Raw genomic sequence first — 25,395 nt, 5'->3', positions numbered from 1 at the left:
TGAGGATTTTGAATTTTGTCTGAATCAGGATATCCAGGATTATAGGATTTTCAGGATGTGGTTTTTTAGTGAGAGTTTTGATTTTTATGATGTGGTGATTTCAGGATTTACAGGTTATTTGATTTTGTTAATTTTGTTAATTTTGTTAATTAATTAATATTTAATTTGACCAATTACTAAATTTTGGTATTATAAAAAATATAAATAATTGAGCAGACAAATAAAAACATTAAACACCAACAAACAACTAATAAATCACATCCTGTGCATCCTCAAATCCTGGACATCCTGATTCAGAAAAAATCAAATCTCAACCACCAACAAACAACTAATAAACTAGATCCTGTACATCCTAAAATCCTGAAAATCCTGATTCAGACAAATAAAAATATTAAACAATCAAAAATCATCAATCCAAATTCTGGACATCCTGACTCCTAGTATACAATGAAAATAAATCAACCAGAGGTAATCTAAATGGCAACCCAACTTAGTGAACCAACAACTGCACCGAAAACAGTCAAACAACTGGTAATCACTTGGGAAGCTTTACCCGATGATTTTCAGTTAGAGGATGAACCGGTGGAAAATACAGGACAACCGCTTTTAGCAGGTGCATTACGGGAAAGTTTAGAAATAGCAGGTTTTATCAAACCAGAAATGCTAATAGTTTCTAATTTTGGACTTTGTGCGACAGTTAATGGTGAAATTGTTGTTAAAGCACCAGATTGGTTATATATACCATCCGTGAAAGAAGTTTTACCAGAACGTAGAAGTTATACATCATATTTAGAAGGTGAATTTCCATTAATAGTCATGGAATTTCTATCTCATAATGATGGGGGTGATGGGGGAGAATATTCTGTTAAACGGAGTTATCCGCCGGGAAAATGGTTTTTTTATGAACAGGTTTTACAAGTTCCTATATACGTGATTTTTGAACCTGATGCTGGTTTATTAGAATTTTATGAATTAAAAAACGACCGATATCAATTGACATTACCAGATGAAAATGGTCGTCATTGGATTGAAAACATGGGGTTATTTTTAGGAATTTGGCAAGGTGAAAAAGAAGGTAGAAACGGTTATTGGTTAAGGTGGTGGGACAAAAATGGTAATTTGTTACCTTGGGGTTTAGAACAAATTGCTAAAGAAAAAGAAGTTGCAGAACAAGAAAGACAACGTGCGGAACGAGAACGGGAACGTGCAGAACAAGAAAGACAACGTGCAGAACAAGAAAGAGAAGAAAAGGAGAGATTAATAGCTTTTTTAGTTTCCCAAGGTATTGATCCGAATAATTTACCTACTTAAAGATAAAGTAAACATTTGATAGATCCCGGACTTCTTAAAGAAGTCCGTGATCTGAATAAGAAGTCCGGGATCTGAATCTTATACATGAAATGTCATATTTTTTATCAAAGTTGCAATTTTACTAGCAATTCAATATAAAATCTAAGATTCAAAATCTAACTATCGCACCATGACAAATCTCACTCCTAATTCTAGTTTCAGTGTGACACTACGCTTACAAATTCCCAACCGGGTGGGGATGTTAGCATCTGTAACACAGGCGATCGCTTCTAGTGGTGGTAATCTCGGACAAATAGATTTAATTGAACAAAACCGCCAAGAGTCTATCCGTGATATTACTGTAGATGCAGCAAGTACAGAACAAGCGGAAACTATTGTTCAAGCGGTAAAAGAGCTAATTGATATTAAAGTCATAGATGTTTATGACCGGACTTTTAATTTACATCGGGGCGGGAAAATCAGTATTGCTAGTAGAATTCCTTTAAAAAGTGTTTCTGATTTAGCTATGGCCTACACACCAGGAGTAGGAAGAATTTGTAAAGCGATCGCCGAAAACCCAGAGGAAGTTTACCACCTCACCATTAAACAAAACACTGTCGCCATTGTCACCGATGGTAGCGCAGTATTAGGTTTAGGTAATCTTGGTCCTGGTGCTGCTTTACCCGTAATGGAAGGTAAAGCCATGTTATTTAAAGAATTTGCAGGTATAGATGCTTTCCCCATCTGCTTAGATACCCAAGATACAGAAGAAATCATCAAAGCAGTCAAAAATATCGCCCCTGTATTTGGTGGTGTAAATCTTGAAGATATTGCTGCACCCCGTTGTTTTGAAATCGAAAAAAGACTACAAGCAGAATTAGATATACCAATTTTTCATGATGATCAAAATGGTACTGCAATTGTTACCTTAGCTGCTTTACTGAATGCTTTGAAATTAGTACATAAATCAATTGCAAATATCCGCATTGTCATTAATGGTGCTGGTGCAGCGGGGATCGCAGTTGCTCGTTTACTCAGAAAAGCCGGCGCAGAACAAATTTGGATGTGTGATTCTAAAGGCATTATCTCTATTAATCGCACAGATTTGAACGACGAAAAAAGGGAATTTGCAGTTAAAGCACAAGGAACTTTAGCAGGTGCTACCCAAGGTGCAGATGTGTTTATTGGGTTGAGTGGACCTGGAGTTTTAACACCAGAAATGGTACAAGCAATGACAAAGGATGCTATTGTGTTTGCAATGGCCAATCCCATCCCCGAAATTCAACCAGAATTAGTACCTAAAAATGTCGCAGTCATGGCTACTGGCCGTAGTGACTACCCCAATCAAATTAATAACGTTCTGGCTTTTCCTGGGGTATTTCGTGGGGCGTTAGATTGTCGAGCGAAAACAATTACAACTAATATGTGTTTAGAAGCTGCAAATGCGATCGCTTCTTTAGTCAAACCTTCTGATTTAAATCGAGAACATATTATACCTTCCGTGTTTGATGAGCGTGTTTCTACAGCAGTTGCTGCTGCTGTTAAACAAGCTGCACGGGAAGAAGGTATAGCTCAAAGTTAATAAAATGACAAACCCACTTATGTGGGTTTACAATTCTCATATATGTTCACGACAAAACAGCCATGAAATACTCAATTATTACAGGTTTATTAGCTGGAACGTGATAAATTTATAACTCACATTCCGCATAAGCGGAGAATAAAAAAATAATTATCTCCAAAAACATTGTTTGGTAAGGGTTTTCAGGATTTTAGTTCAAAGGAACTATAAAATGTTTATTAGGAATTTATCTCATTTATTGAGAATATTTTTGGAGTAAAGTTTGTACAACCCTGAATCTTTCGTGATAATTATTCAGAATTGGATTTTATCTGCGGAATGTGGGTTATAATACACCAATTTTGATTTATTTCAAAATAGAGATGATGTGTAAATCATCTCTACAGGATTTATTCCTGATGCAAAAACTCCAAATAACTCTTACTCAACTCCTCCACAGCTACATCATAAAATTGTTTACCATGTTCAGGAGTTGCTAAATCAGGATTTGAACCCATACGGCCATCAGGATAACGTAACCGGAAATCAACTGCACCATAAATTTTATGACCACCTGCAACCTCTGGAGATAAAGGAGCTTTTTTAATAGCTTCTGGATAGACATATTGAGTAACAGCAACTTCACTAGGGGTAGCATGAGAACCTTCTTGATCCCCATACAATTCTTTCGCTAGTTTATATACAGAACCACACATAAACCAATTAGCAATTTGACATTGTACTTTTTGGTAGTTTTGAATTTGTAAATCTTCTAAATGTGCGTAGGTTTCAGAAAAAGCAGCTTTTAAAGTAGCAATATTTCCACCATGTCCATTAATAAAATAAAACTTTGTAAAACCAGCTTTTGCTAAACAGGTAATGTAATCTTTGATTACTAAAATTAAAGTGCTAGGACGTAAACTAATTGTACCGGGAAAAGCAGTGTGATGTAATGCCATACCGACATTAATTGTTGGTGCAACCATCGCTGATGTTGTTTCCCCCACACCACGAGATATAGCTTCTGCACAAATCGCATCAGTTCCAATTAAACCAGTAGGTCCATGTTGTTCAGTTGAACCAATGGGAATAATAATTCCCTGAGATTGTTGTAAATAAGTTTCAACTTCTGGCCAGGTGCTGAGATGTAATAACATTTTGTGTAAATCTTATGTAAATAGGAGAATATAATTATATATCAGTTATTCCTGATTGATGAATATTTTTACAAATGATTTTTAAGCTTTAACTTTTAACTGGTAATTGTAATTGTAATTATTTGGGTAATTATTTGGGAGTCGCAACAAGTGATGAAAATATTGAACAATTGACAACTTGAATTTACAATTTGCAAATTATTGCAACTGGAGTTAATCAAACTCGTTGCGAATCTCCAGACAAGACTTACTCCAAGTAAATGATGAAATGTTTGTTTTGTAAATCGTCAACTATACCAGGAGACAAAGATCATAAATCTTAACTCTTGGTGCAGAAGTGCCGAATTAATTAAAGGAATAATGTTTTTTTACGTCTTTGATAATTTCCCATGTACAAGACATCCCAGCAGTAAATGTTACTAAATCTCCTTTACCCATTTGCACTGGTTGTCCGCCATCAGGGGTAACAACTACATCGCCTTCTAAAAAGTAACAAGTTTCTTCAGAATCATAAGTCCAAGGGAATTTGGAAACTTCTTTTTGCCAAATTGCCCATTTGTATACACCTAACTGATTGAGGCTCTCTTGACTCGGTTGATGCTCGATCTTAATTTCCATTTGTTGTTGTATCTAGGGTGATTTAGCAGTAGGATTGAATATCTTCGCCACATTCATCTACTAAATAACACAATGCGCGAAAACGCAAGCCTACAAATTGTTCGTATAGGGGATTGAGTTTGCACATAGGGGGAATGTGGGCAATTTTGCGACCGAAAAATACAATATCACGTTCAAAGGGACATTGAGCAGGAATCAGTTTAGCGATCAATTTCGCTAGTTGACGATTGTGAAATTCGATTTCATCTAACCATTGACGTATTGGTTGTAGTAAATCAGATTTATGACTTGTTTGTTGGGTTGCTTCGATCTGGCTAATCAAGTTAGGGAAAATGATAGATTGAGAATTTGTGGTGATCATAGTTCTACATCCTGTTGTCTTTAAATTGATAAACTTGATAAACTTCTGCCATTTTGGCTGATGACCATGCAAAATCTTACAGAAATCTGCGTTGCCTTAGTAATTCTAGATCAAAAAATTGCAATTGGAATATCTTACAAGTAATAGGCAGATAAATTCCTTAATTAATTGCTATTTAAACTCACGGTGTGTTGAATAACTGTCCCGTTAAATACAAAATAGCAAAGAAATAATAAAAATGGTATTACCTTAACTTATTAATTACTGATATCGAATATTGTGATCCCATATATCAATCCCAAAAGCTTGGTGGGAAAACTATACAGTGTTGCAAATTGTCACTGTTCTCATCAAAATATAGGTTGAGTGTTGCTATAACGAGCGTCTATCAATATTCAGCAATGACTTTCACTGATTTTAAATCAAATTCTAGCCTAAAAATGTTATATATGTTACATGAGTTAACCTAGATATTATCTAACTAGTAGCAAGAAATTCTTTGATAAGAACAAACTAACAGACTGGTAAAATTAGTTTATAAAACACAAAATATGTTATAATAGGTGTAAAAATTTAGCTATCAGTAATCTGTAAATGGCGTAGCAATTTACTGATTGCTGAATTATTACTATGAATCATCTAACTTTTTGACGTTGACAAGCTTTGCAAAATATAACTAGATAACTCAAAAAATCCTGCTCCTTCAGCCGCATTAGTTACATAAGTAGGTTGATACTGTAACTGATTGGCATATTTCATCACATTTGCCACACCTACAGAAATAGGAAAATAACGACTATCAAATAAACTTTCATCATTGGGACTATCACCTACAGTAACAACTTGTTCTAGTGAATATTCTGGGAAGTATTCGCGTAGCACTTGTAACAGTCCCGCAGATTTATTTTGTGCTTGTGGTTTAATGTGACATTGGACGTTACTATAAGTAAATCCCCAACCCTCAAGTTGACAAAGGTTACTGAGATATTGCAATTCATTTAATGTCAAATCAGCAACATCAAATGTCCAATCAGTGACACGAAACCGATTGTCAGCAGATTCCTGAATTTGCGGAAATTGACTTTGTAATTTGGTAAAAGTTGTAGCTAAGTCCTGACGATGTTGAGCTAAATCAGGAATAGGTGTTAAAGTTAGTGGTTCTAATTTAAGAGATGAATAGAACAAACCCCCATTTTCTGCTAAAGCACCCGCAACTGGCATCAAACTACTGAGTCCACTGACCCAACCAGCTGAACGACCGGTGACAATCAATACCTTAACTCCTGTAGCTGCTAAATTCTCTAAAGCTTGCAACAGTGAGGAGGTGAATTTTCCCTCTTGAGTCAAAGTTCCATCCATATCTGTGGCTACGAGACGTATATTCTTCCACTCATGAGAATTGCTAATGTGTCTGTACATAGAAAAATGACAATCAAGGAATTATGATGTAAAAAAAGATTGATAATACAGTAAAGTGATACCAAATATTTGGGCATCCTAAACATTATCAGTAAAATATTTTAATTTGCTAACCATGCTCAGTACCATCTTTCTAGCCCAGTCTTCAAAAGCTAAAACTATAAAGGCAATTCAATAAGTACCAGCCAATGAGTCTCCAACATCATCCTTATTCATGTATGCCAGTAGAGGACTGCTGTTAGGACTAATCGGTGTAATTATTTATGGACAAGTTTTAATCCATAAATATGAAAAAAGCATCAAATTTGAAAAATTTCGCACGCGAGAACTAGAAAAAAAATTAAAATTGGCTCTGGAAACCATTCGCAACATGGAAACCAACCCGGATTTAGTCCACTCGCGGGACTTTAACCTTGATTATCTGCGAATGCGGATGTCAGAGGAAGTATTTTATTTTGCGATTGTTAATCAAATTAAAATCAAAATCAAAGATAAAATTTCTTTAGCACTGCGCCTAGACCAGTCTCAACAGGGACAAGTAGGAGTTGCCAGCAGCACTGGTAGACAGGTAGACCAGCTTTTTGATGTTGAGTATGAAACTGGTGTACCACCTAATATTGTCAAGCGAGTATTGTTTAGGATTCAAATTCGGTTAATGAAGTTACCAACACAGGCAACTTCTACGACTATTAGCCAAATTATGGACTGTATAGAAACTTATCTGAGTCCTAGAGATGATGACGACTCATGACAGCCAACGATTCAGGGTAGGATTGTCTATATGCACTGGGATCAAAAGGCTAAACCCACACCCCTGCTGGTTTTGGAACAATCCAATGAAGGGGTAAATGTTACTTTCCGTACTACTCGCCAACCAAATGTTGCTGCACCTTCAGAGGGTCCAACAGGAAAGCCAACTGTTCCTCCACCACCAAAAAAAACAACTGGAAAAGCTAAGGCTTGACTCAGTAAACAGTTTAGTTAGTGAGACTCTGAAACTTGCGGACCTACCTTGTGGCTGATAGGTATATTTTGAGCATCACGAGTTAACAGACCATCTTCCATTTCCACGATACGATCAGCTATATCTAGGATGCGGTTATCATGGGTAACTAATAAAATTGCCGTTCCTTGTTCTTTTGCTAGACGCTGCATGATTTCTACCACATCACGTCCTGATTGTTTATCTAATGCTGCCGTTGGTTCATCTGCTAAAACTAATGGAGGTTGATTGACTAAGGCGCGGGCGATCGCTATCCTTTGTTTTTGCCCACCAGATAAATTGTCTGGGTAGTAGTTCATCCTTTCAGCTAACCCCACTGCCCCCAACATAGCTTCTGATTTTTTAATAGCTTGGAATTGAGAAATACCCTCGTTTAATTCCACTGCCATTTGCACATTTTGTCTAGCAGTTAAAAAACCGAGTAAATTGTGAGCTTGGAAAATATAACCTATATTACGCCGACTCTGTACCAATTGACTTTGACTAGAGCCAAATAGTTCCTTACCTAAAAATTTCAGGCTTCCTTCTTGTACAGACCGCAACCCACCAATTAAGCTTAGTAATGTGGTTTTACCTGAACCTGATGGACCAGTCATAATGACAATTTCTCCCGGATATATTTCTAGGTTAATATCAAATAAAATTTGTTTTCTCAGCGCCCCTCGACCATAATAATGGTTGATATTTTTAATGGCAATTACTGGTTCTGAAGTGTTCATCATAGGTGATTGGTAATTGGTGATTGGTGATGCAATGAAAGGATTTTGGATGAAAGGATTTTGGATTGTTTTTGTCATCTCCAATCTAAAATCTAAAATCTAAAATCTAAAATCTAAAATTCTCCTCTCCTGCCTTCCACTTTAGAAAATATCAGCAGGATCAGCGGAGCGTAATTTTCTCATGGCTATTACACCAGAAATAAAACACATTAAAATAGTTAATATTAGTACCATAATAGCCCGATAATAACTCATAAAAACTGGTAAAAGTGTGGCATCTCTAGCAACTCGGTAAAGAAATAAAGCACAAGCAAATCCAGGAATGTATCCTAAAACTGCTAACATAAAAGCTTCTTGCAGAATGACTGTTAATAAATAATTTTGTGTATAACCTATGGCTTTGAGAGTAGCATATTCAGATAAATGATCTGTTACTTCTGTATACAAAATCTGATAAACAATTACAGTTCCCACAATAAAACCCATAATTGTCCCTAAAGTGAAAATAAAACCAATAGCGGTACTCGTTGCCCAATAGTTTCTTTCAAAATCAATAAATTCTTCTTTAGTGAAAACATTCACATCTGTAGGTAAATAAGTCCGCAAATATGCAGCCACTTGCTTGACATCTGAACCAGGTTTTAATCTAATTAACCCGATATCAATTAATCCCCTTTGGCGATTATTAAATATTCGCAAAAAGTTGACATCACTGGTAATTAAATTGCCATCTGCGCCAAATGATGCTCCTAAAGTAAATAATCCTGCTACTTTAATTCGTCGTCTTCTCACCTCTGCTGTGACATTTTTTCCCTGTTCAAAATCACTAGCAATTGATCCATATTCTACCCTAGAAGAACGGTCAAATAATACCACATCTGGCATTTTCAATTTATTGATATTTTCTTCTACTCCGGGCAAATCAAAAACATTAAATTCTGGGTTGAAGGCAAAAGTTAGGATACTACGAGGGCGACCAGTAATAGGATTTTTCCAAGTGGTATAGTCTAAATAGATCGGATGCACTGATTCCACTGCTGGCACATCTAAAGCTTTATATAATCGCCTTTGGGAAAAAGGTTTCATTGCTAATACAGCATTAGATTGATTGTTAATTACAACAATGTCACCCTTTAAACTGCTGTGCATTCTGACGTTACTGTAATATAGTGCATCCCGAAAACCTAGCTGCATAAACATCAAGATATCAGCAAAGGCAATACCTGATAAAGCCACAGCTAGGCGAGTTTTTTCTCTTGTCAGTTGTAGCCAAGATAGAGGTATTTTTTGAGTCATTTAATTTTGGATTGGAGATGTTGGATTTGGGATTAATTAAATGAATCAATTCCAGGTATTATGGGAATATCCCAAATGTGGAAGTTGATTTTTATCTAATAACAGAAAATTATTCCATGCTGAATTTGGCTGAATTTGATTGAACCGCAAAGACGAGCCAGTGCGTTGGGCGGCTCTGCCGACTTGTAGCAACTGGCGTGCAAAGGACACAAAGGTAAGAGAGTTTTAGAGAGTTTTTGGTGTGGCTGTGTTGATTTTTTCTTTTATGGGGATGCTCCCAGTTTTATTACCATCAAGTTAATTTCAAATTACCTGGTTTTGGTGATGTCATCTGTGTTAATTTCCACAATCACTTTAGCGTTAGTTAAACCAGAAACTTGTTGACTATCTGCGGGAGAAAGAGAAATTTTGACTTCTACGACTCTGGCATCAATATCTGCCGCTGGATCTGTATTCAGTACATCTTTTTTACCGATTTTTCGGCCAATTTCTGTGATATTGCCTTTGATTTGCCCGCTAAATGCGCCGTTATCACTGGTGATAGTCGCACTTTGACCAACACGAACTTTACCAATACTATCTTCGGGAATTTCAGCAATGACAAACATTTGATCCGTTTGTCCAATTTCCGCAATGCCATTTGTACTCATGACTTCCCCTGACTTGGTGTGAACTTTTAAAATTTCGCCAGGGGTTGGGGCTTTGACATAACTTAGTTGCAGTTCTGCTTGGGCTTTTCTGACAAAGGCGATCGCATTACTAATTTGAGCTTGTGCCATTTGTACATCAGTAGGACGCACATCTAATAACCTGCTTAATCTCGCTCTTTCCTCGTCAATTTGCCTTTGTAATGTGGACACAGTTTTGTCGCGGGTGGCCGTAGCCTCGATCAGTTGCTGCTGTAAAGTAGCGATAGTTTGGATTTGAGTAGCTCTAGCTTCAGCAATTTGTTGTTGTAGTGTTCCTAGTGCTTGTCTCAAACTAGCTTGAGTTTCCCGCAGTTGCTGAGTAGCGGTGACAGCACTCAAACGTCTTCTATCCCTTTCTTGCTGGGAAATAGCCCCCTGTTGATATAAAAACTCATAGCGTCCGGCATCAACTTGAGCATTGCGCTGTTCAGCTTGTACCCGGTTAATTGTGGCTCTTAAACTATCTCTTTGTCCACTGAGTTCGGCTTCTAGACGTTTAATTGTGGCAGTTTGGGCGATTTTTTCCCCACTTAATTCGGCTGCGATGCGGGCAATAGTCGCTTGTTGGGCTTGTTTTTCTCCTTCTAGCTGTGCTTGTAAACGAGAAATGACCGCTGTTTGAGCTTGAATATCTCTTGGTGAAGCAGCTTTTACTTGGGCTAAATTAGCACGAGATTCTTGTAGTCTGGCTTTTGCTTCTTCGACTGCGGCCATATTGGTGTCGCGGCTGTCTAAAATGGCAATAACTTGACCTTGCTGTACTTTTTGTCCTTCTTTTACCAATAGTTGTTGTACTCGTGAACCTGCTGATAGTCCTGAGTTGGGAGCAGCTATTTTAATTACTTCTCCTCGCGGTTCTAATCTGCCCACAGCACTAATACTACTGGGAGTAGGAGCTATGGATACGGAGGAAGTTAGTTTTTTTAATTGTTCAATTCTGGCTGTACCTAGAACACCAGCGGCGATCGCTACTGGTAAGGCTATAGCAACTTTCAACCAAACTTGAGATTTTTCTAGTGCCGATTCTGTTAACTTTGGCTTTTCAGTCACCCTTGACATGATATGTTGCCCTTTTATCTAATTTGTGATTTGTGAAAGTAAAAAAGCAAATTAGCCTCAGTTGATTTGGTAAAATATAAGTTGTGATTGCACAAAAAATTACAGGAATTCGCACTGTTTAATTCACCACATTCAGCACCCAGATAAGCAAATATTAAGCAAATATTTTTTATTGCTGATGATTTATCCCAGCAATATGGAATAAATGCGCTAATAATAATCACGCAAAAATAAATTAAGAATTGATATTAGAAGTCAGGGATCTGGGTATGAAGAAGTGTTACATACCCCTATATCAAATAGAAAATTCCTAATATCAATGTTTTCTTAACTGAATTGTTAACAACTGAATTGTTAACCTGTGAACCAATTTATTTGTTTACATCTAACAAAACAAAAAATATTTTTGGTAATTTCCTGATAATATATGATGCGCTACTTTTATTTCTACCGATTTTAAACTCCCATTTAACTTTAGTTAAATAAATTCTACATTTATTAGTGATGAAAAAACGTAACGAAGCTTACAGATAGGGAGTCTTAAAAATTTTTCAATTACAGCTATTTTCAGGTAAATAAACCACATTTTGATTTAAGTTTCGCGTGAACAATGTAGGGGCGTTCGCGAAGCGTGCTGGAAGCATCAGCATTCGGACAATTAATTATCGGTTTTTATCTAAGACTATCATCCGAATGCTTCGCCCTTACTGTGGTCTAAAGACATGAAAACTGCTGTAAGCATTCATCTGTCAGCAGTCAATGATCCGCAAGAACCTGAAAACAATCAATCATAGTCTGTAAATTGCTCTGATTAACACTGGTGTAATTTAACAAAACTCTGTATCCTTGTTATACTGTTTCTTGATGAGTCTGCGCTAAATTCTCTAACATCTTTCTTTGTGTTCTTTGCGTTCTTTGCGGTTCAATCATATCAAGCGAGGGGTAATTTTCTATTGTTTAGATAAGAATAAACTTAAAATAAACTGACACATTTGGGATGCTCCCTGCTCTTACTGCTATTGGATGATAACTAATAACTGATTACTGATTACTGATAGCTGAATACTGACTTATTCTGGTAAATCAAATAATACCGTAGTCATGTAATTTTCTGCCCAATCTTCACCAAAAGCTTTTTCTAGAACTCGTCGGGTTTTATCATTTTGTTGTTGTTTTGTACAATAATTATGTTGTCCGGCAATAATTACAGGTACTTTTTCTGCTGCTACGGGAATAGATGCGATCGCTTGACTACAATGAATATCTAAAAAGTCTTTTACTCTTCCCAAAAATAAGCTTTCTTCTTCTAAAGAACTGGGACGAATAAACAAACAAAAGTCAGAAAAGATATTTCCCCAATCTGGTAACTCACGAGGTTGGGAAAAGTTAATTGTTGTTAAATTTTTCAGTTGAGAATTATAACCTTCTGGTAAAATCCGGTCTAAGTTGACTGGAGAAAGGTCAGCGATCGCAGCACTAATTTGACCTCTACCTCCAACTAAATCGCAACCAAACATAGGTATATCATATTCTGGACGGGGAAACATCACACAATGCAAAATATCTAACATATTTCCCACTCTTGCTAGTTCCAAGTGCATTTTACGAAAGTGGGTACTTTGATAACAACGATTTTCTATAATTAGTTTTTCCCCTTCTAGTCTACCTTCTACATATCCTAATTCATCGGGTAAATGATAGGGTGATAAATCTAGGTATTTATGCCAAGCTGCTTCAATTGTATCAGCTAGTTTACAAATCAAGGGATGTTGTTGTTCACGTAGGGATGGGGTAGAAATGGAAGACATATTTTTTATGTAAACGATGTAATTTATAATTTAGTTTACTATTAGTGAGTACATTGTATTGTACTATTGTATTAAGAATTATAAAAATATAATCAATTACACTATATATAACATTTTGCTGATTTTAATTAACGTTTATTTTCGGGAGGATATTATGCAAGAATCTGTAGTTTATCAAAAAATTGTTAGAGAAGGTTTAGAACAGGGAAGACGCTCGGAAGTGAAGTTAATTATGCGTCAGCTTCAGCGTCATTTAGGAAAAATAGGTACAGACATTCAAAATCAAATTCAAGATTTATCTTTTACACAGTTAGAAGATTTGGGGGAAGCTTTATTAGATTTTAAAACTGAAGGTGATTTAAGTAATTGGTTAAGTGAAAATTGTGATTAAGGTAAGGAGTCAGGAGTCAGGAGTCAGAATGTTTGATAAATCTCTGGATTTTGGAAGGTAAAGGAATGAGGTAAATTAGGAATAATCATTACTCAACTATTGCCAAAAATCTGTAACTTCATAACCTAATTCTGCTAACATTTGCCGCAGTAATGGTAAACTCAAACCAATTACATTACTATGACAACCTTCGATTTTTTCCACAAATAAACTACCAAAACCTTCTAAAGCAAAAGCACCGGCACATTTAAGGGGTTCACCTGTTTGAACATAAGCTGCAATGGCGCGATCGCTCATTTTCCCAAAATAAACCCTAGTAATTTGACATTTAACAACAGTGCGATTTTGGGTATTATCAATTAAAACATGACCAGTATACAAATCACCAAAATTACCCTGCATTAAATTCCAACGAGCGATCGCCACTTCTGCATTTTCTGGTTTACCATAAATCTGTCCATCAATGGCTAAAACCGAATCACAACCCATCACTAACCCAGAGGGAAACTCAGGTGCAATAGTTTCAGCTTTACACTTAGCTAAAATTTCTACTAATGCTTTTGGTTCACTAATTTGAATTTGCGACTCATCAAAATCACTAGCTTTAACAATAGGTTCAATACCCACAGTTTGCAACAAACGACGACGTGCAGGAGAAGCAGAAGCAAGTATAAAATCAGGAATATTCATAAGTAATTGGTAATTGGTAATTGGTAATTGGTAATTGGTAATTGGTAATTGGTAATTGGTAATTGGTAATTGGTAATTGGTAATTGGTAATTGGGTATTAGATTTTAAATTTTGGACTTTGGATTTTACTTACTTCATTTCCATCTAAAATCTAAAATCTAAAATCTAAAATTGATCATCCCAATCAGCTAAATTAATAAACCGTAAAAGAACTGACAACTTCATCAATCATGCGTTGCAGTTTTTTCCAACGTCTTTCAGGTACAGAAGCGTTAAAAGTAAACAACTTACCACGACTCACAGCAACACTAGCTATATTGTGGCGTTTTTCACGGTTAGGAAGTTGAACTTCATACTCTAGAAAATAGTATGTTTTACCATCAGTTTCTTTTTGAGCAACATTAACTAATTCTGCGGAACGTCCAGAACCTTCAGGAGCAAGAGCAGCTTTTCCTAATTTATATCCTACCTCAGTGGGTGTTCCCAATTCAGTTAAACTTTTACCTTCAGGAACAGGACTAATCACCACAGAGACATTTTCTGATACTTCGATTAAATCATGAAATACCACATCAGGACCGTCGGCAACTTTAACTTGCAACCAACCATTAGGATATAAAAACTGATAACCATCAGCAGTATCTACAAAGCTTTTGAGTCCAGCCGCAGCAGCAACATCAGGGTTACTGAAACTGATACTGAACACTAAAACCAAGATTAACGCAATTCGTTTCCACATTGATAAAAATTCCTTTCGGTGGGAAGCAATACAAGACAAGGATGATTGCAAGTCTTTATTTTCTCATTAATTGGTACGTTCAGCTAAGGACGATTTTACCGCTTCACCGGATTGAACTGCACGCTTCTAGGGTTTTAGGTAGTTCAGCCATATTGAAAAATTTGATACACTGTGTAAAATACCCGCCTGAGAATGAATTATCAGGCTAATAGCAAAAGTCCTATTTAGACGACTATAAAAAGCTTTTAGTCTATTTTAGTAGACTTGAACTATTAGTGCTGAATTTCATTTCTGGGCAGGTTAGCTAATTTGTGATTTAAATTGGTGATTTTTGCAGATTTTGGGGGAATATTAATATATATTCCTTGTCAGATAAAGGGGAATTTTTACAGATGGACTGGACAACTATACTCAAAGCACAACAGACTGATTTTATTGCCAGAATTAAATCAGGTGACTTACTTCATTGTGAGACGTTCGTAGGTTGCGTTGAGAAAACAAACCCAACATTTTCGGGGCGGTTTGTTGGGTTTCTCCTCGTTCAACCCAACCTACGACTATCGTTAACTAAATAGATCATCAGTTAAATTTGGTAATGGGTAATCATGTATAAAACTGAATGATCATCTATCTACTTTTTCAGAGCCTTGTTAGCTTCCATGAGTAACTTATCTGTTTCCAGAGATAGCAATTCTTCCTTTTTCTCTAAATCCTCAATTCTTTTGCTCAAAACCTCAAGTCTCTGTGCCGGAGGTAAATTTTTCAGGAAATCTACCTTAATAACGTTTGAGTCTCCATTGATCCAATCTAGAACTTTCTGTAGTTTTTGACGGGACTCTGGTTTAGTTTTAGGATTTGATAATTTAGCTTCAACAGACTCTCTCACATCAGCGACAGCATATTCTTTAAATCCACTTATTGTTTGAATTGCTTCTAAACCTCTAAAAATTTGTTTTACCAAATAGTCAGACAGCCCAAAAGATTTCAGATGTAGTTGTGTTAACATCGGTAATTCATTACTCATACTTTCTATCCTCAACTAGCCCAAGGCATTTGCTTGAGAATGTCTCGTATTGTTTCTTCTTGTTCTTCAATTTTAGCTCGTAACGTAGGAACTAGTTCGCTTTGGTAAAAGTTAGTAACGCTAGTTAACTGTTTAGTCAGATTTTCTATTATCTCCAGATTTTTCTTATTTGTTTTTTTGGCTGCTTCTAGTGCAAATTTGCGTTTTTTAAGCTCTGGTCCTGCAAAATGAAGACAGCAAGCGATAACATCTTCCTTGGTCTTAACTTCACCATATTCATCCACTGCTCTCTTCACGTCTGCCTGAGTCCAGCCAAATTTTTCTGCTACTTCTTTGATAAGTTGCTGCTTACTAGCCATAGTGATTATTACTCCTTGTAATATATTAAAACTCAACTATTTTTGTTCCGATACTGAGATTACAACTAGGATGAAGTAATTTGAAATTTTCAGGTTTATTGGCAGCATTACCAAATTCTTTCAAAGGAAGTACATGATGTACAACTGCATCTGCAAATCTCAGTAATTCTCCACAGTAAGCGCATTTACATTCCTGATAATCAAATTGCTTTTTCTTCCAAGATTTACCCTCGGAAGATTTGAGCCATTTGTTAAATTCACGACGGGGGTCTATTGCGGCTTTTGCCTTACTTAAAACCTCTGCTGTCTGCTTACGTATTTTTTCTTCTTTTTGTAGTAAGATATAAATCTCACTATATAGCTGATTTAGCTGATCGGCTGAGTTATTGCTCATTTATAACTTATGAGTAGCACGAGACATATATAAAACTTAACTTTTTAACCACTATGGGGTAATAGTATTTTTACTTAATTTAATGCAACAATTAAAAATTGGCTGTTTTAACTTAAAATAGGACTTACGCATTGACAGGATCAACCAAATATGAGGTATGGGTTTCAGGCATTTTAACGTGATTTTTTAATGATTTTTGAGCGATAGCGAAGCGCTGCTGCAAGAAGTTCGCTATTGATCAGAAGTTAATCTTCAAAAGCCTGAAATGGCGGATTTTAGTTCCTGCACATCATGGTGAATTTGTACAGTGCGTAAGTCCTATAAAATTATCTTGTCTGACGTACCCTACTTTTAGCTTTTATTCTTGACGTGGATCTGATAGTGGTGTATGCCAACCCGCTTCTACCCAAAAACGACGAGCAACTTGAATGGAAGGTTCATCACGTCTTTCATCATTGAAGTCAAAGCGATCGCTAGTTGCTCTCCCGGTAAGCGTTGTACCTACAATTTTTATACCATCTTTTGTCCAGATGAAATGCTCAGACCATTCTTGCTGACGCGGGTTGAATAAAGCAACTTGTTCTTGAGTTTTGGGGTCAGTACCTACTATAAAATTATAGTGACGCTCATTACAGCGATGACAAGCTAAAGCTAAATTATCGAGTTCATCTGAACCACCCAATGACTGCGGCATAATATGGTCAATGGTAAAACGGTCAGGACTCAGGTATTCTGGAGAGTGGCAGTATTCGCAGAGGAATTTAGCTCTCCTCCTTACAACTCTTCTAATTTGTTCGGACACCATTTGCTTTTCGCTGCTATTTGAGCATTAATTAAAGTAAAAATTCGCTGTAATTCCGAAATACCCACATATTCCGCTTCTTCTTCAGGAGTGAGTAAATCAGCTTTTTTCTTTTCTAATAGTTCTTCAAACCGAGATTGTAATTCATCGGTAAACTTAAATAGATAAATATCACCAAATTCACTCATCTTCATACCAGAAGATATTAAAGATGAGGGTTGAACCATTAATTGAGTAATCATTATCCGTTCACAGTTTCTTTATGTCCATTATCTCATAAAAAATCCTGTAAATCCTTTAATCCTGGACATCCTGATTCTGACAAATCAAATATGATGTTCTACACCCAGAATGTAGGTGATCATGTAATTCACAAAATATTTGGTACTGGTAAAATAACTCATGTTTTTGGATCAGAAAACAAAGTATCTTTAGCAATTAAGTTCAATGAATTAGGTCAAAAGATAATTGATACAAGAGTTTCTCAATTAACAAAAATAGATTAAATAAATATAGAAATTTGTTTTAGATTATGATAAAATGAATATCAACAGCCACTCCTTATAACTAAACACAACTATGAACACTGAATTAGTCAAAAAATTAGTAGAGATTATTCATTGTTTATCCCCAGAAGAAAAACAATTGTTAGAAACAGAATTGCAAATCAAACCAGATTGGAATATTATCAAACAAAGCATCCTCAAAAGAGGAGAAATACTGAACCAAAGACTAAACAATCAATCTTTACAAGATATAGTTACCAATATTATCTCAGAAATGAGAGAAGAAAGAAGTGAACAGTTAATTAATTCTTTTATCCACCATGAGTAATTTAATTTGTGTAGATGCCAGCTTTACCATTAACTTAATAAATAGTAAATCTATGGATTCACCATTTATCCAACTATGGGAAAATTGGCAAAATAACTCTGCGACTATTATTGCACCAACATTATTTTATTATGAAATTACCAATGCTTTACATCGCATGAATCAAGCGAATTTATTGACTATAGAAGAAATAGAAAAAGCTTTAGAAGATGCGTTAAATTTAGGAATAGTTCTTTATGGAAACTCGCAAATTTCTCAACTTCATCAAATGGCAATCAATATAGCAAAAACACTTAAATTATCTGCTGCTTATGATGCTCATTATCTAGCATTATCGAAACTATTGAATGCTGAATTTTACACCGCAGATAAACGTTTGTAGGTTCTTTAGTACCTAGTATGCCAAACTATTAATTAAACATCAAAAATGTGTTTAAAAATAAAGGCAAAAAGCCATATCCCATGACAAATACCTAAAATGTTAATAAATAATGCCCGTATTTATTATATCATAAGGGTTTTATGGTTTTTGTGAACGCAATCTAGCATAATATGTAATGAAGACCCGTAAAAATTCGCTGTAATTCCAAAATACCCACATATTCCGCTTCTTCTTCAGGAGTGAGTAAATCAGCTTTTTTCTTTTCTAATAGTTCTTCAAACCGAGATTGTAATTCATCGGTAAACTTAAATAGATAAATATCACCAAATTCACTCATCTTCATACCAGAAGATATTAAAGATGAGGGTTGAACCATTAATTGAGTAATCATTATTCGTTCACAGTTCCTTTATTTCCATTATCTCATAAAAAATCCTGTAAATCCTTTAATCCTGGACATTCTGATTCTGACAAAAAATTCTCACAATCAACTCCTGACTACTTCCACATTTACCAACCTCTGCAAAACCTGTTTCAAAACCATCGCAGTCCAATCAATATCCGCTTCCGTTGTCTGTTTTCCTAAGGTGAACCTAATTCCTCCTAAAGCGGCTTTTTGGGAATATCCCATTGCTAATAAAATCGGACTAGGATTTAATTTACCACTATTACAAGCAGCACCCGCACTAATACCAATTCCCGCTAAATTTAACTGACGAACTAAAGTTTTACCACTGATTTTTTCACCATCTGCATATTCTAAACAAAAACTCAGATGATGGGGTAAACGATTAATCATATCACCAGTAGGAATTAAACCGGGGACATTTTCTAACAAAGAAAAGAGGCGATCGCGCAATTTTATTAATCTTATTTTTTCCCCTTCTAACTCCTTTCCAGCTAACTCCGCAGCAACCCCAAAACCAGCAATAGCGGGAGTTGCTTGTGTACCAGAACGCAATTTTTTTTCCTGGCCACCACCACCCAACAAAGGTATTAACTCCACCCCTGGACGCACATATAAAGCACCCGCACCCAAAGGACCATATAATTTATGACTAGAAATACTCAATAAATCAACAGGTAAATTATTCACATCTATCGCTAAACGTCCAGCAATTTGTACTGCATCTGTATGAAATAAAGCATCATGTAATTTAGCAATTTTTCCCAATTCTACTATAGGTTGAACCGTCCCCACTTCGCTTTGTCCATAAATCATAGATACTAAAACTGTATTATGTCGTAAAGCTGCTTTTAAATCTTCAGGATTAACTCTACCTTGTGCATCTACACCCAACCGGGTGACATCCCAACCCCAACTTTCTAACATTCCCACTGGTTCAGAAATAGCCGAATGTTCCACACTAGAAATAATAATATGTTGCGGTACAGCATAACATCGAGCTACACCCATAATCGCTAAATTATCTGCTTCCGTTCCCCCAGAAGTAAAAATAATTGATTCAGGAACAGCATTGATTAAACCTGCAACTTGCATCCGCGCAGTTTCTAAAATTAAAGCTGCACGGTTGCCCCATTCATGTAAACTAGAAGGATTACCCCACTGTTGAGTTAAAACTGATTGCATAACAGCGATCGCCTCATGACGAGGGGGAGTAGTAGCACTGTAATCTAGATAAATTTGCATAAAATCAATAATTTTGATAATTTAACATCTATTATGGGCAATAATAAATTATTAGGAGTCAGGAGTCAGGAGTCAGAACTTTTTGCTTTCTTAGAGGATATTTTAAAAGTTGTATCTCGTATTTTTATCACATTTTTACCCCCCTTAATCTCCCCTTATCAAGGGAGGAAACAAGAAAATCCAGTTCCCTCCCCTTACCAAGGGGAGGGTTAGGGAGGGGTATAAAATATTTGATACATCAATCATGACTTTTCAAACACCCTCTTAGCACTCACAAAAAATACCTATCTCACCTCTTTACTTCCTGTCCTTCCCTTCTTCATTGTTCGTTCTTCCATGAATTGTACATAACTTCTAACTTCCTTAATTATCCCTTATTTATTTGTATCAGATTATCATGTCCATTTTTCCCCATCTTAAGTTTTTATCTTATATATTTTTCTTTTTGTTTACTCTCACCAGTTGTCAAAAAGTCAACTCTTCAAATCAATCTTCAAATCAAAGGTTAGCACCACTACTCCAAGATCAATTAATTCAAGTTTACTTCAATCATTCCCAAGCGTCAGAATATCAAGAAACCTACCGACAACAAACCCGGTTAGGAGATGATTTAGAAAAACAGATTCTTGATCTTATTTCCCAAGCCCAATTTACCATAGATATAGCAGTCCAAGAATTACGTTTACCAAAAATTGCCCAAGCATTAGCAGAAAAACAAAAATCTGGCGTTAAAGTTCGGTTAATTTTAGAAAACAACTATTCTCGTCCTTGGAGTAGTTTAACTGATGTAGAAGTTAAAAAGTTAGAAGGAAGAGAAAAAGCAAGATACAAAGAATTTAGAAAATTTGTTGATATTAATCAAGATAATGAAATCACACTAGAGGAAATCAATCAACGTGATGCTTTAGTCATTATCAAAAATAGTAAAATTCCCTGGATAGATGACACAGCAGATGGTTCTGCTGGTAGTGGTTTGATGCACCATAAATTTATCATTGTTGATAATCGTTTTGTGATAATTACTTCTGCTAATTTTACTTTCAGTGACACTTCAGGAGATATTAGCAATTCTAGCAGTTTAGGTAATGCAAATAACTTATTGAAAATTGATAGTCAAGACTTAGCTAATTTATTTACCGAAGAATTTAATATCCTCTGGGGTGATGGACCAGGAGGAAACCCAGATAGTAAATTTGGTGTTAACAAACCTATACGTAAACCCCAAACAATTACTTTAGTCAACAATCTAATTACCGTCAACTTTTCCCCTGTTTCTCCCACTCAACCTTGGAATAATTCTAGTAATGGTTTAATTTCCCAAACCTTAGATAAATCAAGTAAAAATATAGATATGGCATTGTTTGTATTTTCCGATCAAAGAATTGCCAATATTTTGGAAAATCGCCATAATCAAAATGTAAAAATTCGCGCTTTACTTGACTCACAATTTGCCTATCGTTCCTACAGTGAAGCTTTAGATATGATGGGTTTAGCTGTAATTGAAAACTGTAAATATGAAGTTGATAACCGTCCTTGGCAAAATCCTATTACTAGCGTTGGAATACCCACATTAGCAACAGGTGATTCTTTGCATCATAAATTTGGGATTATTGATAACACAACAGTAATTACAGGTTCTCATAATTGGTCAGAAGCAGGAAATCATAATAACGACGAAACTTTGTTAATTATTGAAAGTCCTACAGTATCTGCACATTTTCAGCGTGAATTTAACCGTCTTTATTCTACCATAGAAACAGGATTGCCGTCAACAATTCAGGCAAAAAATGATGCTGAAATTAAACAATGTCCGCAAATAAAAACTCAATCATCTATTCCTGATTTTACCAATCAAAAAATTAATCTCAACACAGCAATACAAGCAGAATCATAAACCATTAATAGACCATTAATGGTGTAGGTGACAAGTTAGCAAGCAAAAATTGACATCTTTATAAAACTTATAATAAATACCGGGTATTAGTGCTAAAATTTGATAATAATGGTAATATAATGTAAGTTAGTAGGAATATTAAGTAAATCAAGTTTCAAAAACTTGTAATCATTGAGTATTAGTCAGGTAATTAAAGTATTAAAAATGGTTGTATAGTCCGTATATTACCTACTATTAACATGAAGAAAAACCAAGAGAATTTATATAAATATAACCTATGCTAATTATCAAAGACGAAATAAAAATTCGTCCCATGCAAAATCATAAACATGACTATTTATTAATGAAAAAATGGCGCACAGATGAAAAAGTATTACAATTCTATGGGGGAAGAGATCAACCTTATGATTTAGAGAAGGCAATCAAAACCTATAAGCCCAGAATATTAGGAAAAGAATCACTTATTCCCAGGATTTTCTCATATCAAAATATAGACATTGGTTATTTACAATATTATGAACTGAATAAACTACCAGAACATATTAGCAAAATGTATTCTTTACAAGATACAAATAATGTCTATGGCATTGACTTATTTATCGGTGAAACTCAATATTGGAATCAGGGAATTGGGACCAAAGTGTTATCTTTAGCGATAGAATATCTATTTAACACCCTGCAAGCGTTAAAAATAGTAATTGATCCTAATGTAAAAAATCACCGTGCTATTCGCTGCTATGAAAAATGTGGGTTTGTGAAAATTAAGCTGTTACCATGTCATGATCTACACGAAGGTAAATATCAGGATTGTTGGCTAATGGCAAGAGAACGTAATATAGCAGGTGACAGGTGACAGTGTGAAAAGTCTTTTACCTTATGGCTTTTGATATAAATTGCGTATCTGATTCAAGTCCATATCACAATAAATCATTACACTAAGAATAACACTAAAAATAAATCAACCTGCTAGAATTTAGCCTCTGAGCAAAACCATGACACAAACAACTACAAAAACAACTACAAAAATCTGTATACTAGGTGGAGGCTTTGGAGGTCTCTACACCGCCTTACGGTTAAGCCAGTTACCCTGGGAAAATACACCCAAACCTGAGATAATCTTAGTAGATCAGAGCGATCGCTTTCTATTCTCTCCCCTACTTTACGAACTCCTCACTGGCGAACTACAAACCTGGGAAATAGCCCCACCATACCAAGAACTGCTACAAGGGACAGGAGTACGTTTTCATCAAGCCACAATCTCAGAAATCGACACCGACAAACAACAGGTACAATTGCAAGATGGGCAAAAAATCGACTACGATCGCCTAGTATTAGCATTAGGTGGCGAAACACCCCTAGATTTAGTACCCGGTGCAGTCAACCATGCTTACCCCTTCCGTACCATCACGGATGCTTATCACCTAGAAGAACGCCTGAGAATTTTAGAAGCATCAAATCCTGAAAAAATTCGTGTTGCCATAGTTGGCGGTGGTTACAGTGGCGTAGAATTAGTTTGTAAACTAGCAGATAGACTAGGAGAAAAAGGCAGATTTCGCCTGATTGAAATCAGTGATCAAATTTTAAGAAATTCCCCAGAATTTAACCGCGAAGCCGCAAAACAAGCCTTAGATGCTAGAGGCGTGTTTATAGATTTAGAAACCAAAGTATTATCAATAGGAGAAAATACCATTTCCCTGGAGTATAAAAATCAAGTAGATGAAATTCCTGTAGATTTGGTAATTTGGACAATCGGTACAAGAGTTTCCCCAGTGGTAAAAAATCTACCCCTCAAGCAAAACCAACGCGGACAAATCACCACTACAACCACATTACAAGTCTTAGAACATCCCGAAATTTTCGCTTTAGGAGACTTAGCAGACTGTAAAGATGCAGAAGAAAAACAAGTACCCGCAACCGCCCAAGTAGCATTTCAACAAGCAGATTATACAGCATGGAACATTTGGGCATCTTTAACAAATCGTCCTTTACTTCCCTTCCGCTATCAACAACTAGGGGAAATGATGGCTTTGGGAATAGATAACGCCACCCTCACAGGTTTAGGTGTTAAACTCGATGGTTCTTTAGCATACATCGCCCGTCGGTTAGCTTATTTATACAGATTACCAACCTTAGAACATCAGTTAAAAGTCGGGTTTAATTGGTTAGTTAGTCCGATCATTAAAACACTTTCTCAGTAAAATAGGTAATCGGTAATTGGTAATTGGTAATTGCTGATTGGTAAGAATAAACTCTTCCCTTTTGCCTCTTGCCTTTTGCCTCTTGCCTTCTTACTGTCACCTGTCACCTGATCTCCTTATGAAAAAACCAAAAGTTATTTTTTTAGATGCTGTAGGTACACTATTTGGTGTTAAAGGTAGTGTAGGGGCAATTTATAGTCAAATAGCCCAGGAATTTGCCGTTACAGTTGCCCCAGAAATTTTAAATAAAGAATTTTTTAAAAGCTTTAAAGCAGCACCACCACCGATATTTCTTGATCCAGATATTAAAGATATTCCCCAACGAGAATTTGACTGGTGGCGGATCATCGCCCTCAATACCTTTGAAGGTGCAGGGGTACTCAGGGAATTTTCTGATTTTTCAGCTTTTTTTAGCGAACTTTATATACATTTTGGTACTGCTGAACCTTGGTTTGTTTATCCAGATGTTCCTTTAGCTTTAGTGAACTGGCGACGGTTGGGAGTTGAGTTGGGTGTTTTATCTAACTTTGATTCTCGGTTATACTCAGTATTACAAAGCTTAGGACTCAGAGACTATTTTAAATCTATTACCATTTCTACCCAAGTACGTACAGCTAAACCAGATCCGGAAATTTTTAACATAGCTTTGCAAAGTCATAACTGTTCACCAGAAGAAGCATGGCATATTGGCGACAGCATTACAGATGACTATCATGGCGCAAGAAAGGCTGGTTTAAGGGGTATTTGGATTAACCGCCAGTAAAATTATTAAATAACTCACCAAATTTTGGTGATGAATTGTTTGGTTATATCCGCTGGGATAAAAATACTAACTGGGAAGATGTGGACGGACTAGAAGCAGCTAAAAATCTGCCACCGACTTTAAAACAGCACTTAAAAATGGGTTAAACCTGAAAATAGCTGTAAATAGTTTCCTATAATCAACAGGAATATTAAGATAAGACGCTAGGGATATTCTGTATAGACCGATATATACCAGGAGTCAGGAGTCGTAGGGGCGAAGCTTGAAGGCGACCAATGATCAATTTTATGAAAA

General features: G+C 36.0%; 26 protein-coding genes and 3 pseudogenes. 11 read left to right on the top strand and 18 right to left on the bottom strand.

What is annotated here, in order from left to right; all coding sequences use genetic code 11:
• The first annotated feature begins 477 nt into the window (after positions 1–477).
• Together H6F47_RS14680 and H6F47_RS14675 are read left to right on the top strand one after the other, a co-directional pair.
• Entirely contained in the window at positions 478–1,311 is an 834-nt protein-coding gene (locus H6F47_RS14680) for a Uma2 family endonuclease (RefSeq protein ID WP_190649752.1), read from the top strand.
• A 169-nt stretch (positions 1,312–1,480) separates the two neighbouring features.
• On the top strand, positions 1,481–2,872 hold the full coding sequence (locus tag H6F47_RS14675) for a malic enzyme-like NAD(P)-binding protein (protein WP_096567617.1): 1,392 nt from the start codon (positions 1,481–1,483) through the stop codon (positions 2,870–2,872).
• A 389-nt stretch (positions 2,873–3,261) separates the two neighbouring features.
• On the opposite strand, the gene H6F47_RS14670 is transcribed toward H6F47_RS14675, so the two are convergent.
• The 4 genes from H6F47_RS14670 to H6F47_RS14655 form a co-directional block, all read right to left on the bottom strand.
• Positions 3,262–4,008, bottom strand: coding sequence for a creatininase family protein (locus tag H6F47_RS14670; RefSeq protein WP_190649750.1), 747 nt, complete (start codon positions 4,006–4,008; stop codon positions 3,262–3,264).
• 345 nt (positions 4,009–4,353) lie between these two features.
• Positions 4,354–4,626, bottom strand: coding sequence for a cupin domain-containing protein (locus H6F47_RS14665; protein ID WP_096567613.1), 273 nt, complete (start codon positions 4,624–4,626; stop codon positions 4,354–4,356).
• 22 nt (positions 4,627–4,648) lie between these two features.
• Complete coding sequence (locus H6F47_RS14660) at positions 4,649–4,987, bottom strand: Mo-dependent nitrogenase C-terminal domain-containing protein (RefSeq protein WP_096567611.1); 339 nt, start codon at positions 4,985–4,987, stop codon at positions 4,649–4,651.
• Between the two features lie 639 nt (positions 4,988–5,626).
• Positions 5,627–6,406 (bottom strand): HAD family hydrolase, encoded by a 780-nt coding sequence (locus tag H6F47_RS14655; protein ID WP_137667451.1) that lies wholly within the window; start codon positions 6,404–6,406, stop codon positions 5,627–5,629.
• Between the two features lie 115 nt (positions 6,407–6,521).
• On the opposite strand from H6F47_RS14655, the pseudogene H6F47_RS14650 reads away from it, so the two are divergent.
• Positions 6,522–7,370 (top strand): annotated as a pseudogene (locus tag H6F47_RS14650) (hypothetical protein).
• A gap of 17 nt (positions 7,371–7,387) precedes the next feature.
• On the opposite strand, the gene H6F47_RS14645 reads toward H6F47_RS14650, so the two are convergent.
• The 5 genes from H6F47_RS14645 to H6F47_RS14625 all read right to left on the bottom strand — a co-directional run bounded on the left by H6F47_RS14645 (position 7,388) and on the right by H6F47_RS14625 (position 12,980).
• Complete coding sequence (locus H6F47_RS14645) at positions 7,388–8,128, bottom strand: DevA family ABC transporter ATP-binding protein (protein WP_137667452.1); 741 nt, start codon at positions 8,126–8,128, stop codon at positions 7,388–7,390.
• A gap of 141 nt (positions 8,129–8,269) precedes the next feature.
• Entirely contained in the window at positions 8,270–9,424 is a 1,155-nt protein-coding gene (gene devC, locus H6F47_RS14640; protein ID WP_190649748.1) for an ABC transporter permease DevC, read from the bottom strand.
• 45 nt (positions 9,425–9,469) lie between these two features.
• Positions 9,470–9,634, bottom strand: a complete 165-nt coding sequence (locus tag H6F47_RS14635; RefSeq protein WP_190649746.1) for a hypothetical protein — start codon at positions 9,632–9,634, stop codon at positions 9,470–9,472.
• Between the two features lie 98 nt (positions 9,635–9,732).
• A complete protein-coding gene (locus H6F47_RS14630; RefSeq protein WP_137667449.1) occupies positions 9,733–11,172 on the bottom strand; it encodes an HlyD family efflux transporter periplasmic adaptor subunit in 1,440 nt (479 codons plus the stop codon).
• Positions 11,173–12,242: 1,070 nt separating this feature from the next.
• The gene (locus H6F47_RS14625) at positions 12,243–12,980 is read right to left on the bottom strand and encodes a phycocyanobilin:ferredoxin oxidoreductase (protein ID WP_190649744.1); all 738 of its coding nucleotides are present in this window, start codon (positions 12,978–12,980) and stop codon (positions 12,243–12,245) included.
• A 115-nt stretch (positions 12,981–13,095) separates the two neighbouring features.
• Here H6F47_RS14625 and H6F47_RS14620 point away from each other — a divergent pair, with 115 nt between their 5' ends.
• Complete coding sequence (locus H6F47_RS14620; RefSeq protein WP_206755149.1) at positions 13,096–13,371, top strand: DUF4351 domain-containing protein; 276 nt, start codon at positions 13,096–13,098, stop codon at positions 13,369–13,371.
• 96 nt (positions 13,372–13,467) lie between these two features.
• On the opposite strand, the gene H6F47_RS14615 is transcribed toward H6F47_RS14620, so the two are convergent.
• From H6F47_RS14615 to H6F47_RS14585, 7 genes are all read right to left on the bottom strand, one after another.
• A complete protein-coding gene (locus H6F47_RS14615) occupies positions 13,468–14,061 on the bottom strand; it encodes a nucleoside triphosphate pyrophosphatase (RefSeq protein ID WP_096567597.1) in 594 nt (197 codons plus the stop codon).
• 193 nt (positions 14,062–14,254) lie between these two features.
• Positions 14,255–14,800 carry a photosystem II reaction center PsbP gene (gene psbP, locus H6F47_RS14610; RefSeq protein ID WP_190649740.1) on the bottom strand — a complete coding sequence of 182 codons (546 nt, stop codon included), beginning with the start codon at positions 14,798–14,800 and terminating at the stop codon, positions 14,255–14,257.
• Between the two features lie 631 nt (positions 14,801–15,431).
• Entirely contained in the window at positions 15,432–15,824 is a 393-nt protein-coding gene (locus tag H6F47_RS14605; RefSeq protein WP_190649737.1) for a hypothetical protein, read from the bottom strand.
• Between the two features lie 11 nt (positions 15,825–15,835).
• Positions 15,836–16,183: a hypothetical protein gene (locus H6F47_RS14600; RefSeq protein ID WP_190649735.1), complete on the bottom strand. Its 348-nt coding sequence runs from the start codon at positions 16,181–16,183 to the stop codon at positions 15,836–15,838.
• 25 nt (positions 16,184–16,208) lie between these two features.
• Positions 16,209–16,577, bottom strand: coding sequence for an HNH endonuclease signature motif containing protein (locus H6F47_RS14595; protein ID WP_190649733.1), 369 nt, complete (start codon positions 16,575–16,577; stop codon positions 16,209–16,211).
• A gap of 358 nt (positions 16,578–16,935) precedes the next feature.
• The gene (locus tag H6F47_RS14590; protein ID WP_190649731.1) at positions 16,936–17,382 is read right to left on the bottom strand and encodes an HNH endonuclease signature motif containing protein; all 447 of its coding nucleotides are present in this window, start codon (positions 17,380–17,382) and stop codon (positions 16,936–16,938) included.
• Entirely contained in the window at positions 17,352–17,621 is a 270-nt protein-coding gene (locus H6F47_RS14585) for a hypothetical protein (protein ID WP_137668812.1), read from the bottom strand. The genes H6F47_RS14590 and H6F47_RS14585 overlap by 31 nt, the downstream gene beginning before the upstream one ends.
• Before the next feature lie 102 nt (positions 17,622–17,723).
• On the opposite strand from H6F47_RS14585, the pseudogene H6F47_RS14580 reads away from it, so the two are divergent.
• The 3 genes and pseudogenes from H6F47_RS14580 to H6F47_RS14570 all read left to right on the top strand — a co-directional run.
• Positions 17,724–17,885: pseudogene (locus H6F47_RS14580) on the top strand (hypothetical protein); the annotation flags it as partial.
• 73 nt (positions 17,886–17,958) lie between these two features.
• On the top strand, positions 17,959–18,213 hold the full coding sequence (locus H6F47_RS14575; RefSeq protein ID WP_137668813.1) for a hypothetical protein: 255 nt from the start codon (positions 17,959–17,961) through the stop codon (positions 18,211–18,213).
• Positions 18,206–18,595, top strand: a complete 390-nt coding sequence (locus tag H6F47_RS14570) for a type II toxin-antitoxin system VapC family toxin (RefSeq protein WP_190649730.1) — start codon at positions 18,206–18,208, stop codon at positions 18,593–18,595. Before H6F47_RS14575 ends, H6F47_RS14570 begins: the two co-directional genes overlap by 8 nt.
• Before the next feature lie 160 nt (positions 18,596–18,755).
• On the opposite strand, the gene H6F47_RS14565 is transcribed toward H6F47_RS14570, so the two are convergent.
• Both H6F47_RS14565 and H6F47_RS14560 read right to left on the bottom strand, forming a co-directional pair.
• Positions 18,756–18,986: a hypothetical protein gene (locus H6F47_RS14565; RefSeq protein ID WP_190649728.1), complete on the bottom strand. Its 231-nt coding sequence runs from the start codon at positions 18,984–18,986 to the stop codon at positions 18,756–18,758.
• A gap of 96 nt (positions 18,987–19,082) precedes the next feature.
• Positions 19,083–20,246 carry a cysteine desulfurase family protein gene (locus H6F47_RS14560; RefSeq protein ID WP_190649726.1) on the bottom strand — a complete coding sequence of 388 codons (1,164 nt, stop codon included), beginning with the start codon at positions 20,244–20,246 and terminating at the stop codon, positions 19,083–19,085.
• A 397-nt stretch (positions 20,247–20,643) separates the two neighbouring features.
• Between H6F47_RS14560 and H6F47_RS14555 the strand changes: the two are divergent.
• The 4 genes and pseudogenes from H6F47_RS14555 to H6F47_RS14540 form a co-directional block, all read left to right on the top strand.
• Positions 20,644–22,201: pseudogene (locus H6F47_RS14555) on the top strand (phospholipase D-like domain-containing protein); the annotation flags it as partial.
• Between the two features lie 216 nt (positions 22,202–22,417).
• Positions 22,418–22,993, top strand: coding sequence for a GNAT family N-acetyltransferase (locus H6F47_RS14550; protein WP_190649724.1), 576 nt, complete (start codon positions 22,418–22,420; stop codon positions 22,991–22,993).
• A gap of 139 nt (positions 22,994–23,132) precedes the next feature.
• On the top strand, positions 23,133–24,338 hold the full coding sequence (locus tag H6F47_RS14545) for an NAD(P)/FAD-dependent oxidoreductase (RefSeq protein ID WP_190649722.1): 1,206 nt from the start codon (positions 23,133–23,135) through the stop codon (positions 24,336–24,338).
• 118 nt (positions 24,339–24,456) lie between these two features.
• On the top strand, positions 24,457–25,101 hold the full coding sequence (locus H6F47_RS14540; RefSeq protein ID WP_096567583.1) for an HAD family hydrolase: 645 nt from the start codon (positions 24,457–24,459) through the stop codon (positions 25,099–25,101).
• Positions 25,102–25,395 lie beyond the last annotated feature (294 nt).

This window comes from Sphaerospermopsis sp. FACHB-1094 (genome assembly GCF_014696195.1).
Lineage (GTDB): Bacteria > Cyanobacteriota > Cyanobacteriia > Cyanobacteriales > Nostocaceae > Sphaerospermopsis > Sphaerospermopsis kisseleviana.
The sequence above is the reverse complement of the archived record's forward strand: the minus strand, read 5'-3'. Positions and strand labels throughout refer to the sequence as shown.